At 40.4% G+C, this 16749-nt stretch carries 15 protein-coding genes; 7 read left to right on the top strand and 8 right to left on the bottom strand.

What is annotated here, in order from left to right:
• Positions 1–139 precede the first annotated feature (139 nt).
• The 7 genes from I2I04_RS20020 to I2I04_RS20050 form a co-directional block, all read right to left on the bottom strand.
• The gene (locus I2I04_RS20020) at positions 140–385 is read right to left on the bottom strand and encodes an RNA recognition motif domain-containing protein (protein WP_143258595.1); all 246 of its coding nucleotides are present in this window, start codon (positions 383–385) and stop codon (positions 140–142) included.
• Positions 386–638: 253 nt separating this feature from the next.
• Positions 639–1382 (bottom strand): LytR/AlgR family response regulator transcription factor, encoded by a 744-nt coding sequence (locus tag I2I04_RS20025; protein ID WP_143258596.1) that lies wholly within the window; start codon positions 1380–1382, stop codon positions 639–641.
• Complete coding sequence (locus I2I04_RS20030; RefSeq protein WP_195655774.1) at positions 1379–2440, bottom strand: sensor histidine kinase; 1062 nt, start codon at positions 2438–2440, stop codon at positions 1379–1381. Before I2I04_RS20030 ends, I2I04_RS20025 begins: the two co-directional genes overlap by 4 nt.
• Complete coding sequence (locus tag I2I04_RS20035) at positions 2437–3474, bottom strand: sensor histidine kinase (RefSeq protein WP_195655775.1); 1038 nt, start codon at positions 3472–3474, stop codon at positions 2437–2439. The genes I2I04_RS20030 and I2I04_RS20035 overlap by 4 nt, the downstream gene beginning before the upstream one ends.
• 23 nt (positions 3475–3497) lie before the next feature.
• The gene (locus I2I04_RS20040) at positions 3498–4394 is read right to left on the bottom strand and encodes a DUF6268 family outer membrane beta-barrel protein (protein ID WP_195655776.1); all 897 of its coding nucleotides are present in this window, start codon (positions 4392–4394) and stop codon (positions 3498–3500) included.
• A gap of 224 nt (positions 4395–4618) precedes the next feature.
• A complete protein-coding gene (locus I2I04_RS20045) occupies positions 4619–6121 on the bottom strand; it encodes a glutamine synthetase family protein (RefSeq protein WP_143258600.1) in 1503 nt (500 codons plus the stop codon).
• Between the two features lie 67 nt (positions 6122–6188).
• Positions 6189–6995: a DUF4846 domain-containing protein gene (locus tag I2I04_RS20050; protein WP_195655777.1), complete on the bottom strand. Its 807-nt coding sequence runs from the start codon at positions 6993–6995 to the stop codon at positions 6189–6191.
• A 124-nt stretch (positions 6996–7119) separates the two neighbouring features.
• On the opposite strand from I2I04_RS20050, the gene I2I04_RS20055 reads away from it, so the two are divergent.
• The 7 genes from I2I04_RS20055 to I2I04_RS20085 all read left to right on the top strand — a co-directional run bounded on the left by I2I04_RS20055 (position 7120) and on the right by I2I04_RS20085 (position 14635).
• Positions 7120–7833, top strand: coding sequence for a DUF169 domain-containing protein (locus I2I04_RS20055; RefSeq protein ID WP_143258602.1), 714 nt, complete (start codon positions 7120–7122; stop codon positions 7831–7833).
• Positions 7834–8191: 358 nt separating this feature from the next.
• Positions 8192–8701, top strand: a complete 510-nt coding sequence (locus tag I2I04_RS20060; protein WP_195655778.1) for an ECF transporter S component — start codon at positions 8192–8194, stop codon at positions 8699–8701.
• Between the two features lie 13 nt (positions 8702–8714).
• A complete protein-coding gene (locus I2I04_RS20065; protein ID WP_195655779.1) occupies positions 8715–9650 on the top strand; it encodes a DUF362 domain-containing protein in 936 nt (311 codons plus the stop codon).
• A 7-nt stretch (positions 9651–9657) separates the two neighbouring features.
• Positions 9658–11205, top strand: coding sequence for a 4Fe-4S binding protein (locus I2I04_RS20070; RefSeq protein ID WP_195655780.1), 1548 nt, complete (start codon positions 9658–9660; stop codon positions 11203–11205).
• Between the two features lie 240 nt (positions 11206–11445).
• Positions 11446–12252, top strand: coding sequence for a patatin-like phospholipase family protein (locus I2I04_RS20075; protein ID WP_143258606.1), 807 nt, complete (start codon positions 11446–11448; stop codon positions 12250–12252).
• 53 nt (positions 12253–12305) lie between these two features.
• Positions 12306–14003 (top strand): alpha-amylase family glycosyl hydrolase, encoded by a 1698-nt coding sequence (locus I2I04_RS20080; protein WP_143258760.1) that lies wholly within the window; start codon positions 12306–12308, stop codon positions 14001–14003.
• 143 nt (positions 14004–14146) lie between these two features.
• Entirely contained in the window at positions 14147–14635 is a 489-nt protein-coding gene (locus I2I04_RS20085; RefSeq protein ID WP_143258607.1) for a PepSY-like domain-containing protein, read from the top strand.
• A gap of 90 nt (positions 14636–14725) precedes the next feature.
• On the opposite strand, the gene I2I04_RS20090 is transcribed toward I2I04_RS20085, so the two are convergent.
• Positions 14726–16738 carry an alpha amylase C-terminal domain-containing protein gene (locus I2I04_RS20090; RefSeq protein WP_143258608.1) on the bottom strand — a complete coding sequence of 671 codons (2013 nt, stop codon included), beginning with the start codon at positions 16736–16738 and terminating at the stop codon, positions 14726–14728.
• Positions 16739–16749 lie beyond the last annotated feature (11 nt).

The raw sequence follows: 16749 nt of genomic DNA on the forward strand, positions 1-16749 counted from the left end.
CTTTGGCTGTACGCTTGCCGCTATTAAGCTGCGTTAGGGACTTGCACCCGTTAGACTATGCCCATGTCGGGCGAACAAGGAAGAAGGGCGCGCTAGTTACCTAGTGCGCCCTTCTCTATTACTGTCTATTTATTCAGTATTAGTTCTTTGGCAATGCTTCTTTCACTACCATTGAACGACCTACATATTCTGCACCGTTCAATTGTTTGATAGCGTTGTTAGCTTCTGTATCATCCGGCATTTCGATAAACGCAAAACCTTTTGATCTTCTAGTTTCACGATCTGTGATTAACTTTACTGAAGCAACTGTTCCATACTCTTCCATTACATGTCTCAAATCCGATTCCTTAACATTATAGCTAAGATTTCCAATGTACAAATTCATAAAATACAAATATAAAAAATTAATAATTCAATAAGAAAGTTTTAGGAAGATCTTAATTAGAGATGGATATGCTCAAATAAATGAGAAGATTCATGTAAAAAAATCAAATCGTAATAAACCTCTTTATTGTTGTTGGTACAAAGGAAAGCATTATTTGGAGATATTGCACTATATTCCCTCATTTTTCTTTTCTCAAAACATCTTTTTTATGAAAATAGGTCAATACTTAACGTTCGTATCCTTTTATATCGGGCTATTTCATACCAATCACCGGATTAGTCTTCTGCAGATTCTTTGTTACAAACTCCTCGAAAAACAATTTCTTATAGCTACCACTACCTATCGCTATCTCATAAGTTCTGATAAAAACATCATTGGTATCAAAAGAGTCAATCTGTGAGGTATTGACAATATAGGATTTATTTACCCGGAGGAATTGCCTGCCGGGCAGTTGCTCATGAATATTTTTCAAATTCATTTTAGTAACTACCCTCTGATCTTCTAATTGGAGAATTGAATAATCTTTTAGCCCTTCAATAAATAGAATGTCGTTAAAGTTTATTTTAAAATATCGTCGTTCCGACCTGATGAAGATGTACTCTTCCTGTATTTCTTCCACTTTCTCGGGCGTCTCCAACAACAACAGTTTATGGTAGGCAACAGCTTTATTGACCGCTTTCAGAAAACGATTCATCTCTATCGGTTTCACCAAATAATCGATGGCACTCACTTCATAACTATCAAGTGCATATTCTGCATAGGCTGTCGTAAAAATAATCAATGTATTTCTGGGGATACTTTGCGCAAATTCCATTCCCGTAATTCCCGGCATTTGGATATCGAGGAAAACCAAATCAACTGTATGTTCATTCATAAAGGCGGATGCCACGATAGCATTATTAAAACTACCCGTCAGTACTAATTGAGGTATTTGTTCCACCAATAATTTCATTCCTTTACGAGCCACCGGCTCATCATCAACAATAATACAATTCATAAATTTAGATGTAAGTTGACACTATAAGTTGTTTCTTTATCTTCTATCTGTAACGTATACTGTGATTCATAAAGTAAATCCAGTCTACGCCTCACGTTGGCTAATCCTATTCCCCCTTCCCGCTTTACAGGAATACGAGGCTTAGAATTCTCACAACGAAACATTAACTGCTTATTATGCACGGAAAAGTATAGGTGAACATAAGATAAATGATCGCTGTCCGAATTATGTTTCACCGCATTCTCTACAAAGGGGATAAACAATAACGGAGGAATACAGATATTCTCCATATTTCCCTCCTGAAAAATCGTATATTCAAAATGATCCCTTCTCACCTTCTCCAGTTCAAGAAAGCTGGTGAGAAATTGTATATCTGCACTAAGAAAGACTTCCCGTCTTGTACTGTCATTCAATTGGTAGCGAAGTAAGTCATCCAGTTTACCCAATATTTGTGAAGCCTCATCCGGAGCATCTTTTAGCAATATATTGGCATTATTCAGCATATTAAAAAGAAAATGCGGATTGATCTGTTTCTTTAATTGTTGAAGCTCCGTCTGCATAGTCGCTTTCTCCAATTCCTGAATCTTTCTATCGGAGACAACCCAACGACGGAAAAGTTCAAAACTAGTACAACCACCTGCGCTCAATAGTAGCACTAATATTCCATAAGAAATACTCCCAAAAGAAACGGAATGATTATCCTGCACACAGAACTCATGAATGCCATATCGTTGATATAACTGAGACAGAAAAATAAATCCCAATAGCACACTCACTAAGTTAACTCCGAGAAACGAAATCCAATAATACAATAATTGACGCTTAGCCCTATACAAGAAACGAGGTACCAACCAATAAATATTCAGATAGATAGGAAATGCAAAAACCAATACACTAACCGGACATGCATATAGGAAACCTTCTCTATTAAAATCTCCATATATATTCTGAAATCCCAAGAAAAATATAATAAATAGCAATAATAGATTACTGATAAACCTAAAACGGTCATTTACCATACTCTTCGCCCAATCGTATACATTCCCAGTATCTTTCATAATTTCAACATTAAATCAATGGCACACAACGCCTCATCGGTATAGCAATTTTTCAATTGATAACTTCCCGGATATAACAAATCCAATCGCCGTTGTAGCTTGTCAAAGACAGGTACTACCTGCTGAATTCCATTTCTTTGCAGATGATAGTATGTACAAGTGAACCGGAGCTGATTCTCTTCCATTTGAAAATCAACCCTGATATTTTCTCCCCTTTCATTTTTCCCACAAGTAGTTGTCTGAATCACATATTCTATAACAGGCATAAACAATAAAGGAGGTATTTGTATATAACGTACTTCATTTAGGATTCTGATTTCAAAATTAAGCTCCGGATTACATATTTTCTCCAACTTCATATAATCTGTCATAAAGCAAATGTCATCTCCCAATAATACCTTTTGCCGTTCACTTTCATAAAGTTGGTATCTTAGTAACCGGCTTAATTTAAAGATGAGCAACGATGCCTTTTCTCCATCTTCTTTCAACAAGGTCCGCACCTTATTCAACATTCTCGAAAAGAATTCCGGTTGGAGTTGATCTTTCAAACGATTCAGTTCAGTCTGTATATTCATATTCTCCAATTCGTTTAACCGTTGTTGATAGGCCACCCAATGATGCAGAAAAATAGTAAAAGAAAAAGCAAAGAAATAGAGTATAAGTGCCAATGCATTTAGAAATAGGAAGAAAGGAAGATCATCATTTAGTTTTTGTAATTGTTCGGGCATAACATAATATTGCCCTAAAAGACAAATACCAGTCACCATGGCCGCCAGCATAAATCCAACAAGGCTACTTAAATAAATGATATACTTTTTATATCTACGCTGAAACAGATAACCGGGAATCAACCAGCAAGTGTGCAGATTAATAATTCCCCAAAGTATGATAGAAAGTAAAAGGCTAACCCCTGTAGAAAGATTAAGTCCTAAACTGTTGCTTTCGACAAAAGTTCCTCTGAACACCAAAAAGGAGACTACAAGAAAAATCCCTATTTGTTTCAGTAGTGTATATAGTGGTATCTTAACTGACATCGGGCGATAAAGTTACCACTTTTTTAGAATTTATACTTCATTCCCATCGAAACATACATTGCCGGTTTAAAATACGGATCGGAATCTTTGGACATATCCTCGAAAAAAGCCTTTAATGTGCGGGTAGTGTAATAAGCGATTCTGCTGCACGAAACACCGGCAGTAGCAGTGACTGAAAAAGAGTCCCCCACATTTAATTCCGGTTGTAAACCAACAATAATGAATTGCTGGGAAAACATGGTATCTTTCCCTTCCCTTTCCAACAAAGCCAATGACCCGTTCATTTCTGCCACGATCCTTAGATTCAGGAATTTATTCATTCTCATCCCTGCCGAAACCTCCATTGCATTCAACATAGATACTTTAATTTGATAACGTCCTTCAGTGCTCCAATCAAAATAAATAGCGGGAAATACCATCGGATAGCCAAATGTGTTGTTAACTGCCAAGCCGGCTCCAAGAGATAAATTAGGCTTGAACTGCCGGATAAAAATAGCTCCTCCCTGCCCCAAAACATTCTTCAACTTTACATCCGAAGCGGTATAGACTCCTGCACCGACTGTCGTCAACAAGAACCATTTTTTGCTGATAGGACGAATATTAGTTATGCTCAACTGCATATTTATGATTTGATCTATGTCTATATATGAGTGAAGATTCTTATTATTCATTGCCGTATAGCTTCCTCCTGCCGAAATCATCCAGATTGTGGGTTGATTTCTTTCATTCATTTTCTGCGATACAGGAATATTGACGTTTCCTTCCACAAACCGCAAGTCTCCCCTCCCATCTGTTTCCTGACCATCTTCATTCTTATAACACGAAGAAGAGATATAACCCGTTTTGATAGTTACTTGCGCACACGTATCTTCCGACAACAATAAAATCAAAACAACTGTACTCAATAAAATATACTTCATTATTTATCTACCTTTAGATTTGAACGTTACAAAAATAGAGCTTTACCTATCTTCGTTGAGGAATTGTAGACCAAACCTCATATTCAGTATACAAAATGAAGAAATACAGCGTCATATATCGATAAATAATTCTGTGAGTTATATTAAAATGATACGTCAGAAAACAAAAAGACTACCTTCTTTGAAACAGAAGGTAGCCTTTTATTTACATATCAGTTTGCAGATTATCCACAATGGAAATACTTATGTACGAGATCTAACATCTCCATCGGCTTTCCTTCCAAATCCGCACGCAACGTTTTATCTTCATAACTGCGAAGTCTGCGGATGATACCATCAATCATTGCCGGACTAAAGACATTATATTGTTCAAAGATTGCCCGTTGTTGTTGCAGGCAATCAGCAGAAGCCTCACAGCTATCCGGCAGTTGTGCCAGTGAATTCAGTTTATCTTCATTCTCTTTCTGATGGATATTCACATTCACATACGTCTTTTGAGCGATATCCAACGCATTCTCAATTTCAAAACCATGACGGCAGGCAACAGCCAAACCGGCCAACAGTTGATATAAATCCGCCGAACCATCCGGAGAACGCATTTCTACAGTCTGCTTCTGGCTGGTGTCAAAATGGCTTTCGGTTTCCAACGGATTGGCCAATGTACACATATCTGTTTTTGCGGCCCATCCTAATGGTACACGTACTAATACGGAACGGTTACGATCTCCCCAGCAAACATTGGTAGGTGCCTCCTGATGAGGAACAAGACGGAAATAAGAAGTAGGATTGGTATTTCCAAAGGCAGTGATTGAAGGAGCAAGTACCATCATTCCGGCAATTGCTTTACGCGCTGTTTCCGACAAAACGCCGTCTTTCAACATTTGGTTCTTTCCGTCTTTCATGATACGCATGTGGACATGCAAGCCCGACCCTGCCTTACCGGCTGTAATTTTAGGAGCAAAGGTCACATTATATCCATATCTGTATCCCAGATTACGAATCACCCATTTGGCAATCATCAACTGATCTGCCGCCTGCGATACAGGAACCGGCAGGAACTCAATCTCATTCTGCTCATAAATATAGCCATCCAGCGTAAAATTACCCACTTCGGAGTGTCCATACTTTATTTGCCCGCCTGTCTGTGCGATATAAGACATACATTGAGTACGGAACTCATTGAATTTAGCGTATGGACCCGATTCGTGATAACCACGTTGGTCGGTTGCTTGAAACATACCTGTATCCGGGGCTATTACATAATATTCCAATTCGCCCATTGCCTGAAATTCCATTCCGGTAACTTCTGTAAAAGTTTTGCTTGCTTTGTAAAGGGTGTGTTCTGGTGCACTTTCGAGGGGTTCGCCGTCTTTATTGAAGAAAGAGCAAAGCATAGACAGCGTCGGAATCTCGGCAAACGGATCAACGAATGCAGTACAGAAACGGGGAATCACATAAAGGTCACTACTGCCCGCTTCTATGAAAGAAAAAAGACTGGAACCGTCTACCCGTTCTCCACAAGTAAGAATAGCTTCCAGATAGGCTTGATTGTTGATAACAAAGTTCAGGGTTTTCAGACGACCGTCTCCCGCCGGATACATGAAATTGACCATGCGGATATCTTTTTGCTGGATAAATGAGATAATGTCGGCTTTTGTAAACTCTGAAGTTGGCTTTTGAAGGAATGCTACCAACTGGTTAGCATTCATTGACAAATCTTGATTCATAATCGGTTGTTTTTCGTTGTTGTATGATTAAAACGGTTTGTTAAATGCCAAAGATAACGAAAAGATTCTACTCCTTAAAGCGTTTTAAATCTTTCCGGCTAAAAATCCATTCCGGAGTATATAGTTTCCCCGCATCCATTTCCGCCAATTCATACCAGGGGGAAAGGCTGCGACTGACAGGATTTACAAGAATATGAATCTGTTGTGCAGGCATATAGCTCTGCGCCAACAGGAACACTTTCTTTTTGGTAGCCGGATGAACAGCAACATCTACAACAATGACTGCATGTCCGGGTGAGCCTCCTTTAATAAATACATCACCGGGTTGCAAAGAAGTATAAGACACAGCCTGAAGCTCGCGGGATAAAGAAGCCGTTCCGGCATACATAAAGACCATATCGAGATAGTTACGGAAAGTTTTATAGGAATAATCCACTCCTTTGCCCGCAGCATACCATTGCACTTGATTGCCGCTGACTTTTATCCGATTTCCTTCCGCCCATTTCTTATACCCGGCAGGGAAACCATTGGTGAAGTTGAATTTTATTTCTCCATATCGTTTATGTTTCCACAGATATTCCGCCCGCAAACGCATTACCGCATCGGCACACTGTTGCAAATCACGGTTACCTATCTCCATATCGATTACAGCGTAAGCTGCGGACTGATTCGATTTTTCTTTTCCATTATAAAGCATCACTTTACTACCTTTCGGCATCAAAGGCAAATTACGTAAATAACCTGTAAACGAATGATCGGCACAAGCCTCCCTGATATATCCCGTCGGAGGAGCGATTCTTGTAGCAACCGTTTCTTGTCCCCACAATTGCAGGGATGTACAAAGTAACCCTATATATATTAGTAAGTACTTCATAACGCTTCTCTTTATATTCTGTTCCGGACAAATATAAGTAATTATTGTTTAAAAAGAGGATGAATGTCTATTTTTATTTTAACTTTGTACAAAGACCTACATACATAACTAAAATTGATAAGCTATGGACATCCAAACATTTATTCAGAACTTCAAGGAGGCATTCGGAGAGAATGCCGAATTACCTCTTGTATTTTGGTATTCGGATATACTGGAAGGAACAGCAGAGAAAATTAACGGTTGCTTCTTTAAGGGTATGAAGACTGTCAGAGAAGGTGGCACTATCAGCTTGAATGCAGAAAATATCGGTTGCGGTGGCGGCAAATTCTACACAGGTTTTACAGAAATGCCTGAACGCGTACCGACTTTTGTCTCACTAAAAGAACGATATAAACAGACTCCGGAAATGGTCATTGAGTTTATCCGGCAACTCGGGGTTCCGAGGGCAGAAAAGAAATACCTTCATTTTGCCCGTATAGACAAAATAGCAAGTCTGGAACAAATGGAAGGCGTCATGTTTATCGCCAATCCTGATATGCTTTCCGGACTGACTACATGGGCTTACTATGATAATAATGCCGAAGATGGTGTCGTCTCTTTATTCGGTTCCGGTTGCAGTTCCATAGTGACACAAGCCACTCTTGAAAACCGCAAAGGAGGCAAGCGGACATTTATCGGTTTCTTCGACCCGTCGGTGCGTCCATACTTTGAAGCGGATAAGTTGAGTTATACGATACCTATGTCCAGATTCAGGGAAATGTGTGGGACTATGCGCCAAAGTTGCCTGTTTGATACGCATGCATGGGGAAAGATTCGGGAAAGAATGGGCACCGAATAAGGCAAAAGTACAAACCAAATAGTTTCAAAATATGTTTCAAGCCTTGAAACTGTTTGTTTCTCGGTGTGAAACGAATGGTTTCAAGCGGTGAAACAAACAGTTTCTAAGTTAGAAACAAAGTGTTTCAAATAGGCTTGAAACTTTTCTGTCCCATTTTTAATATCATAAAGTAAATGCTTAAATTAGTTCGTATTATAAGTTGTTATTCAAAACGCAACGAAGCCTCCTTTTTCTATTAACTAATTTTAGACAGTTACTTAAGCAAATAGTTCTTTGTCCGGATTAAACCTTTTCTGCGGAAAGAAGTCTAATTTTTTAAATATTATCGTTCTATTAAACATTAAAGTTATCAACAAAAATGGAAACATCTGCTAAACTCTATTCACTGAATTACAGCAATGTAAGAACTTACCTCTTTGCCCTGCTATTTGTGGCAGGAAACATTGCACTTCCACAAATCTGTCATCTTGTACCATACGGTGGTCCTACTTTATTGCCGATCTATTTTTTCACGTTGATCGCAGCTTATAAATATGGCTTTCGTGTGGGATTACTGACAGCAATTCTTTCTCCTGTCATCAATCACCTGTTATTTGCAATGCCTTCGGGAGCTGCACTCCCCATTATATTGATAAAATCCGCTTTACTTGCCGGTGCTTCCGCCTTTGCCGCACGAACACTGAAATCCATTTCTTTATGGGCTATTCTCGGTGTCGTTCTCTCCTATCAGATTATAGGAACTGCTTTTGAATGGGCATTCATCGGAAATTTCCATGTAGCAGTGCAAGATTTCCGCATTGGTATTCCCGGTATGTTAATTCAATGGTTTGGCGGCTACGCCCTACTAAAAGCGATTGCAAAACTCTAAAGTAAAAACAAAAATGGACAGAAGGGACTTTTTAAAAACAGTAGCCATAACCGGTGCCGCATTGAGTATTCAGCATTCGGAGGCAATGGAGATATTAACCCAGACTATTAATAATACGAACGGAGGCAATCCGGACTTGGTAGCCGTTATGGGTGGAGAACCGGAAGCTATGTTCCGCCGTGCTATCAGCGAACTGGGCGGTATGAAGCAATTCGTCAAACCGGGACAGAAGGTGGTCGTAAAACCTAATATCGGTTGGGATAAAGTGCCGGAACTGGCAGGAAACACCAACCCGCAACTGATTGCTGAAATCGTGAAACAATGCTTTGCTGCCGGAGCTAAAGAAGTGACCGTATTCGATCATACTTGTGACGATTGGCAGAAGTGCTACAAAAACAGCGGTATCGAAGCGGCGGCAAAAGCTGCCGGAGCAAAAGTAATGCCTGCTCATTTGGAGTCTTATTACAAGCCGATAAACTTACCCAACGGTCAGAAGATGAAGAAAGCAAAGATACATGAAGCCATCCTGAATTGCGATGTATGGATCAATGTTCCCATCCTGAAAAACCACGGGGGCGCCAATCTGACTATCTCGATGAAAAATCACATGGGAATTGTTTGGGACCGTGGATTTTTCCACCAGAATGACTTGCAGCAATGTATTGCCGATATCTGCACACTGCAAAAGAAAGCTGTACTGAACGTAGTAGACGCCTATCGTATCATGAAAACCAATGGTCCGCGAGGACGTTCTGCCTCGGACGTCGTGTTAGCGAAAGGACTGTTCATTTCACCGGATATTGTAGCAGTGGACACGGCTGCCGCCAAATTTTTCAATCAAATACGTGAGATGCCACTAGATACTGTGGGACACCTCGCTAAAGGAGAAGCACTGAAAATAGGAACCATGAACATTGACAAGCTGAATGTCAAGCGAATTAAGATGTAAAATAACAATGTTAAGAAAGCTACGTATTGGAATATCAGCACTATTATTTGTGCTGATTTCTTTCTTTTTTCTCGATTTCGCAGAAATATTACCGAACAGTTTTCATCGGCTGGCACATTTGCAATTTGTTCCAGCCATCCTTTCACTAAGTATAGGTATCTTATTATTTCTCATTGTGTTAACGCTCTTGTTTGGACGCGTTTATTGTTCTACAATTTGCCCTATGGGTATTTTGCAGGATGTCATTGCACGCATTTCAAAAGCAACAGGGAAAAAGAAAAAAAGATATAGTTACAGTCCCGCAAAAAACAAATTGCGTTGGGGCATACTCGGACTGACAGTAATCGGGTTTCTATGCGGATTTACATTTGTTGTAGGCCTGCTCGATCCATACAGCGCGTATGGACGTGTGGTAGTGCATATATTCAAACCTATCTACATGTTGGGGAATAATCTGTTGGAATCCGTCTTTTCCAAGTTCGACAATTATACGTTTTATCAGGTAGATACCTCTGTTTTAAGCATTTCTTCTCTTTTCATTGCTGTTATCACTCTTGCAGTTATTTTTGTAATGGCATGGAAACACGGACGGACATGGTGCAATACGGTTTGTCCCGTAGGAACAGTATTGGGATTATTGAGCCGCTTTTCATTATTTAAGGTCCGCATTGATACTGCGAAATGTAATGGATGCGGGCTTTGTGCTACCAAATGCAAAGCCTCCTGCATCAATAGTAAGGAACATGCCATTGATTATAGCCGTTGTGTAGATTGTTTCGACTGTCTGGAAGTATGCAAGCAAAAGGCATTGGTCTACAACCCTTCTTTAAAGAAACAACAAACAAACGTAGAAGCCCCTGCGCCATCATCACCGGACACGGATTCATCCAAACGCCGCTTTTTGGTTGCCGGTCTTGTTACTGCCGGGACTACTCCCAAACTCCTGTCCCAAGCCAAAGAATCCGTTGCAAGATTAGAAGGCAAGAAGGCATACAAAAAAGAGAATCCAATCACTCCTCCGGGCTCTATCAGTCGGGAACACTTTCAACAGCAATGTACATCCTGTCATCTTTGTGTCAGCAAATGCCCCTCTCATGTTCTGCAACCTGCTTTTATGGAGTATGGTTTGGCAGGCATAATGCAGCCGACCGTTAGTTTTGAGAAAGGATTTTGTAATTTTGACTGTACTGTTTGCGGAGACGTTTGTCCCAATGGAGCAATTCTTCCCATAAGTGTAGAGCAAAAACATCTTACACAAATGGGATATGTTGTTTTTATCGAGGAAAATTGCATCGTTTATACTGATGGAACCAGTTGCGGAGCGTGCTCCGAGCACTGTCCTACACAGGCTGTGGCAATGGTACCATATAAAGACGGATTAACGATCCCTCATGTAAACAAAGAAATATGCGTAGGTTGTGGAGGATGTGAATATGTTTGTCCTGCCCGTCCATTCCGCGCTATCTATATTGAAGGAAATCCAGTGCAAAAAGAAGCAAAACCTTTTAAAGAAAGCGAAGAACATAAAGTGGAGATAGACGATTTCGGATTCTAATCAGTACACAGTACTGGTGTAAAAGATTCCATCCGTATATTTGCGCTCTATTGTGGTATATTTAAATGCGGATAACAAAACTTTATACTTACGCAATTAAAGTTCCATGTTATCCGCATTTATTGTGTTCTATGGATAACAAAAAACTGCTTATAACGTTCTCTTAAAAAAACTATTCATTATATTCCTCCTACTTTCAATAAATTCACTAAATTCGTGGCGAACTAAAGAAAGCAACTCATGGAGGTATTCACAAATAACAGGAATAGCCGGAAATATCAGATTGGCTATGCACTAAGCGGAGGATTTATTAAAGGATTTGCCCATTTGGGAGTTATGCAAGCTCTTTTAGAGCATGATATTAAACCGGAAATCATCTCCGGAGTAAGCGCAGGAGCACTTGCCGGTGTCTTTTATGCAGATGGCAACGAACCCCACAAAGTACTTGATTATTTCTCCGGACATAAATTCCAGGATTTAACCAAACTGGTAATTCCTAAAAAAGGATTATTTGACCTTTGTGAATTTATAGACTTTCTCCGAACCAACGTTAAAGCAAAAAACTTGGAAGATTTACAACTTCCTCTGATTATCACAGCAACCGACCTCGATCATGGACGCATGGTTCACTTTCACCGGGGTAGCATAGCTGAACGGGTTGCTGCTTCTTGTTGTATGCCTGTTATGTTCGCACCAGTCAATATAGATGGCACTAACTATGTTGATGGAGGATTGATGATGAATCTTCCCGTATCTACCCTGCGTAGAGTGTGCAATAAGGTGGTGGCTGTCAACGTAAGCCCCATCATGGCACAGGACTACAAAATGAATATTGTAAGCATTGCTATGCGTTCATTCCATTTTATGTTCCGCGCCAATACTTTTCCAGAAAGAGAAAAGTGTGATTTATTAATCGAGCCATACAATCTATACGGATATAGTAATACTGAACTGGAGAAAGCAGAAGAAATCTTCGGACAGGGATATAATACAGCAAATGAAGTGCTTAATCAACTGTTGGAAGAAAAAGGGAAAATATGGAAGTAACCTCCTATCCATCGGAAAAAAGAATGAATACGAATATTAATAATCTACTCTATATGAATGACGAAAATAAAATAATTATCTATCAAGTGTTCACCCGCCTGTTTGGAAATAACAACAACCACTGCGTCTACAATGGAGACATTGCCACCAACGGTTGTGGGAAAATGGCTGATTTCACGCTCAAAGCACTTGGTGAAATCAAAAAGCTAGGTACTACGCATATATGGTATACAGGCATCATCGAACATGCCACTCAAACGGACTATCGCCGTTATAACATCAGTCCGGACCACCCTGCCATTGTGAAAGGAAAAGCGGGTTCTCCTTATGCCATCAAAGATTATTATGATGTAGATCCTGACCTGGCCAACGACGTACAAGGACGTATGAAAGAATTTGAGAACTTGGTACACCGTACACATCGCGCAGGTCTGAAAGTGATTATAGATTTTGTACCTAATCACGTAGCACGCCAATACCATTCGGACGCACAGCCCGACGGTACGACGGAATTGGGGGCTAACGATGACCCCAGTCAATCTTTCAGTCCATACAATAATTTCTATTATATTCCGCAAGCGGAACTTCGTGCCCAGTTCGATATGAAAAACGGCGCAGCAGAGCCTTACCGGGAATTTCCGGCTAAAGCTACCGGTAACAATCGTTTTGACGCTACGCCCAATATCACCGACTGGTATGAAACGGTGAAATTAAACTATGGAGTGGATTATCAGAATGGCGGTACCTGCCACTTCTCCCCGACTCCGGACACTTGGATAAAGATGCTGGACATTCTTCTTTTCTGGGCGTCAAAGAACATTGACGGTTTCCGTTGTGACATGGCAGAAATGGTTCCCGTTGAATTTTGGGAATGGGTTATTCCTCAAGTAAAAGAGGTTTATCCTGAAATACTTTTCATCGCAGAAGTCTATAATCCCAGTGAATATCGTAATTATCTGTTCCGTGGCAAGTTTGACTATCTATATGATAAGGTAGGACTATATGATACGCTGCGGAACGTAGCCTGTGGATATGAATCTGCCGCCGCAATCACTCATTGCTGGCAAAGCCTGAATGGAATAGAGAAAAAAATGCTCAACTTCCTGGAGAACCACGATGAGCAACGTATCGCGTCTGATTTCTTTGCCGGTAATCCGCGTAAAGGGATTCCCGCACTAATCGTTTCTGCTTGCATGAACACCAATCCTATGATGATCTATTTTGGTCAGGAGTTCGGAGAGCTGGGCATGGATAGCGAAGGATTCAGCGGAAGAGACGGACGGACTACTATTTTTGATTATTGGAGTGTAGATACTATACGTCGTTGGCGAAACGGAGGTAAATTTGACGGGAAAATGCTTACTGAAGAGCATAAGCACCTCTACTCTATCTATCAAAAAGTACTGACGCTTTGCAACGAAGAGCAGGCAATCAAAAAGGGGGTATTCTTTGACTTAATGTATGCCAATATAAACGGATGGCGTTTCAATGAGCAGAAGCAATATACTTTTATGCGGAAATATAAAAACGAGATTCTGTTTTTCGTTATCAATTTCGACAGTCAACTGGTAGATGTTGCCATCAACGTGCCTTCACATGCCTTCGACTTTTTACAGATTCCTCAAATGGAATCTTATCAGGCTATCGATTTGATGACTGGCGCTAAAGAAGAAATCTGCTTATTACCTTATAAACCGACAGATGTTTCGGTCGGAGGTTATAACGGAAAAATTTTAAAAATTACTTTTTAAGTAAAAAGACTAAGAACCGCATACCCCTTACCCTCCGGGCACTTCATCTAGAAATGCCCGGAGGATTATTTTATGTATGTTGCCCAAACAAATATTCTCAAAGGCTGTTTAGTTAGATAACTAATCCTCTAAACTCAAAGCTTATGAAGAAATTTATGATTTGTGCAATCACGCTGTTTTTGCTATTATCTACATCTGTTTTTGGAGATACCCCTCCCGGCAATGTACAGGCAACCTTCAAAAAAATGTATCCCAAAGCAAATAGCATCGCCTGGTCACAAGATGACGGGTATTATTGTGCCAATTTTGTAATGAACGGATTTACTAAAAATGTGTGGTTTAACGTCCGAGGACAATGGGTGATGACGCAGACTGATCTTGTTAGCCTTGATCGTCTGTCACCGGCAGTCTATAATGCTTTTGTATCCGGGGCATATGCAAATTGGGTGGTAGATAATGTGACAATGGTAGAGTTTCCCAAATGGCAGGCTATTATTGTAATTAAAGTAGGACAAGATAACGTTGACATTAAATATCAGTTATTCTATACTCCACAAGGAGTATTACTGAAAACACGCAACGTGAGTGATATGTATGATATTCTCGGACCAAGTACCTTTTTGGTAAACTAGAATTAAATCATTTAATGCGCAATATAAATAAGAAAGCCCCCGCAGATATACAATGATATTTGCGGGGACTTTCTTATTTTAAAGATAAAATTATTTCTTCTTTCTAAGCACTACAGCGGTACGGGCAGGAATGTAGAGTTTCAGCCACTCTTTCTTCTCCTTACTGTACAGCGGGTCGGCAATAGTGAAATGCACTACAGAATCATCTGCCAAACCGTTTCCTCCAAATGCAACGTCATCCGTATTCAATATTACTTCATAGGCTCCCGGAGTTACCAGGAATCCATAATCGGTAAATGACTGTTTCGGATTAAAGTTAAAGACAAATATAAGGTCTTTACGTCCGTATGCCAATACCTGATCGCCATCATTATGCCATATTTCCTGAACAGGTGTTGCCTGGAAGTCTTTCACGCTCTTGAGAACTTTCAGCATATCCTTATCAAAATCACCCATATAATGATAGGTCAGATTCTTGTTGTCTACCAAATTCCATTGGCGACGGGCATATTTACATGACCATCCGTTACCTTCACGTGGGAAGTCAATCCATTCGGGATGCCCGAATTCATTTCCCATAAAGTTCAGATACCCCCCGTTGATGGTTGAAGAGGTCAATAAACGAATCATCTTGTGCAAAGCGATACCACGATTGACAACATAATTTTCATCTCCCTTTTGCATATGCCAGTACATATCAGCATCAATCAAACGGAAGATAATTGTCTTGTCTCCCACTAATGCCTGGTCATGGCTTTCTGCATACGAAATGGTCTTTTCATCCTGACGACGGTTGGTTACTTCCCAGAACATGCTGGAAGGTTTCCAGTCTTCATCAATCTTTTCTTTGATTGTCTTGATCCAATAGTCCGGAATGTTCATCGCCATACGATAATCGAAACCGTAACCGCCATCTTCTACTTTTGCAGCCAGCCCCGGCATACCGGAAACTTCTTCCGCAATGGTTATCGCTTTCGGATTTACCTGATGAATCACTTCATTAGCCAATGTCAGATAACAAATCGCATTATCATCCTGATAACCGTTGAAATAATCTCCGTAGTTACAGAAGGCTTCACCCAAACCGTGACTATAATATAGCATAGAAGTTACTCCGTCAAAACGGAAACCGTCAAATTTATATTCTTCCAGCCAGTACTTGCAGTTAGACAACAGGAAGTGAATCACTTCGTTCTTGCCATAATCGAAGCATAGAGAATCCCAAGCCGGATGTTCGCGACGAACGCCCGGATAGAAATACTGATTCGGATCACCGGCAAAGTTTCCTAATCCTTCTACTTCATTCTTCACTGCATGCGAATGAACGATGTCCATAATCACAGCAATTCCCATCTCATGAGCGGCATCGATTAATGCTTTCAATTCATCGGGAGTACCAAAACGGGAAGAAGCAGCAAAAAAGCTGGATACATGATAGCCGAAACTTCCATAATAAGGATGTTCCTGAATGGCCATTATCTGGATACAGTTATACCCTTCTTCAGCAACACGGGGAAGTATTTTCTCGCGGAATTCATTATAAGTACCCACTTTTTCCTCCTGCTGCGCCATTCCAATATGACATTCATAAATCAACAGTGGATTCGTGTCGGGCTTGAATGTTTTCTTTTTAAATTTATAGGGTTTCTCCGGGGCCCAGACTTGCGCACTGAATATCTTGGTCTGTTCATCCTGCACCACACGTGTAGCCCATGCAGGAATACGCTCGCCTTGCCCACCTTCCCAGTATACATTCAGCTTGTAGAGATCGCCATGACGGATGGCATCCGCCGGCAGGTTAATTTCCCAATTGCCATTCTTTTGTTTTTTCAGCTTGTAGGCTGCTTTTTCCTCCCAGTTATTAAATGTACCCACCATATAAATATGAGTAGCATTGGGTGCCCATTCACGGAAAGTCCACCCCTTATCGGTGCGATGCAATCCAAAATAAAGATACCCCGATGCAAAATCTGAAAGGGTTTGTTTTCCTTTATTCGTCAATTCAGCTTCCTTGTCTAATACACGCTGATGACGCCCGGTAATAGCACCGGCAAAAGGTTCCAGCCAAGGATCGTTTTTTATGAGATTAAGTGTCTTTTCCATATCAGAATTGA

It is taken from the genome of Bacteroides sp. 1001136B_160425_E2, from assembly GCF_015559655.1.
Taxonomy (GTDB): Bacteria; Bacteroidota; Bacteroidia; order Bacteroidales; family Bacteroidaceae; genus Bacteroides; species Bacteroides luhongzhouii.

Coding starts and splice junctions, on each gene's coding strand:
- I2I04_RS20020 (WP_143258595.1), bottom strand. CDS start 385: ATGAATTTGTACATTGGAAATCTTAGCTATAATGTTAAGGAATCGGAT.
- I2I04_RS20025 (WP_143258596.1), bottom strand. CDS start 1,382: ATGAATTGTATTATTGTTGATGATGAGCCGGTGGCTCGTAAAGGAATG.
- I2I04_RS20030 (WP_195655774.1), bottom strand. CDS start 2,440: ATGAAAGATACTGGGAATGTATACGATTGGGCGAAGAGTATGGTAAAT.
- I2I04_RS20035 (WP_195655775.1), bottom strand. CDS start 3,474: ATGTCAGTTAAGATACCACTATATACACTACTGAAACAAATAGGGATT.
- I2I04_RS20040 (WP_195655776.1), bottom strand. CDS start 4,394: ATGAAGTATATTTTATTGAGTACAGTTGTTTTGATTTTATTGTTGTCG.
- I2I04_RS20045 (WP_143258600.1), bottom strand. CDS start 6,121: ATGAATCAAGATTTGTCAATGAATGCTAACCAGTTGGTAGCATTCCTT.
- I2I04_RS20050 (WP_195655777.1), bottom strand. CDS start 6,995: ATGAAGTACTTACTAATATATATAGGGTTACTTTGTACATCCCTGCAA.
- I2I04_RS20055 (WP_143258602.1), top strand. CDS start 7,120: ATGGACATCCAAACATTTATTCAGAACTTCAAGGAGGCATTCGGAGAG.
- I2I04_RS20060 (WP_195655778.1), top strand. CDS start 8,192: ATGGAAACATCTGCTAAACTCTATTCACTGAATTACAGCAATGTAAGA.
- I2I04_RS20065 (WP_195655779.1), top strand. CDS start 8,715: ATGGACAGAAGGGACTTTTTAAAAACAGTAGCCATAACCGGTGCCGCA.
- I2I04_RS20070 (WP_195655780.1), top strand. CDS start 9,658: ATGTTAAGAAAGCTACGTATTGGAATATCAGCACTATTATTTGTGCTG.
- I2I04_RS20075 (WP_143258606.1), top strand. CDS start 11,446: ATGGAGGTATTCACAAATAACAGGAATAGCCGGAAATATCAGATTGGC.
- I2I04_RS20080 (WP_143258760.1), top strand. CDS start 12,306: ATGAATGACGAAAATAAAATAATTATCTATCAAGTGTTCACCCGCCTG.
- I2I04_RS20085 (WP_143258607.1), top strand. CDS start 14,147: ATGAAGAAATTTATGATTTGTGCAATCACGCTGTTTTTGCTATTATCT.
- I2I04_RS20090 (WP_143258608.1), bottom strand. CDS start 16,738: ATGGAAAAGACACTTAATCTCATAAAAAACGATCCTTGGCTGGAACCT.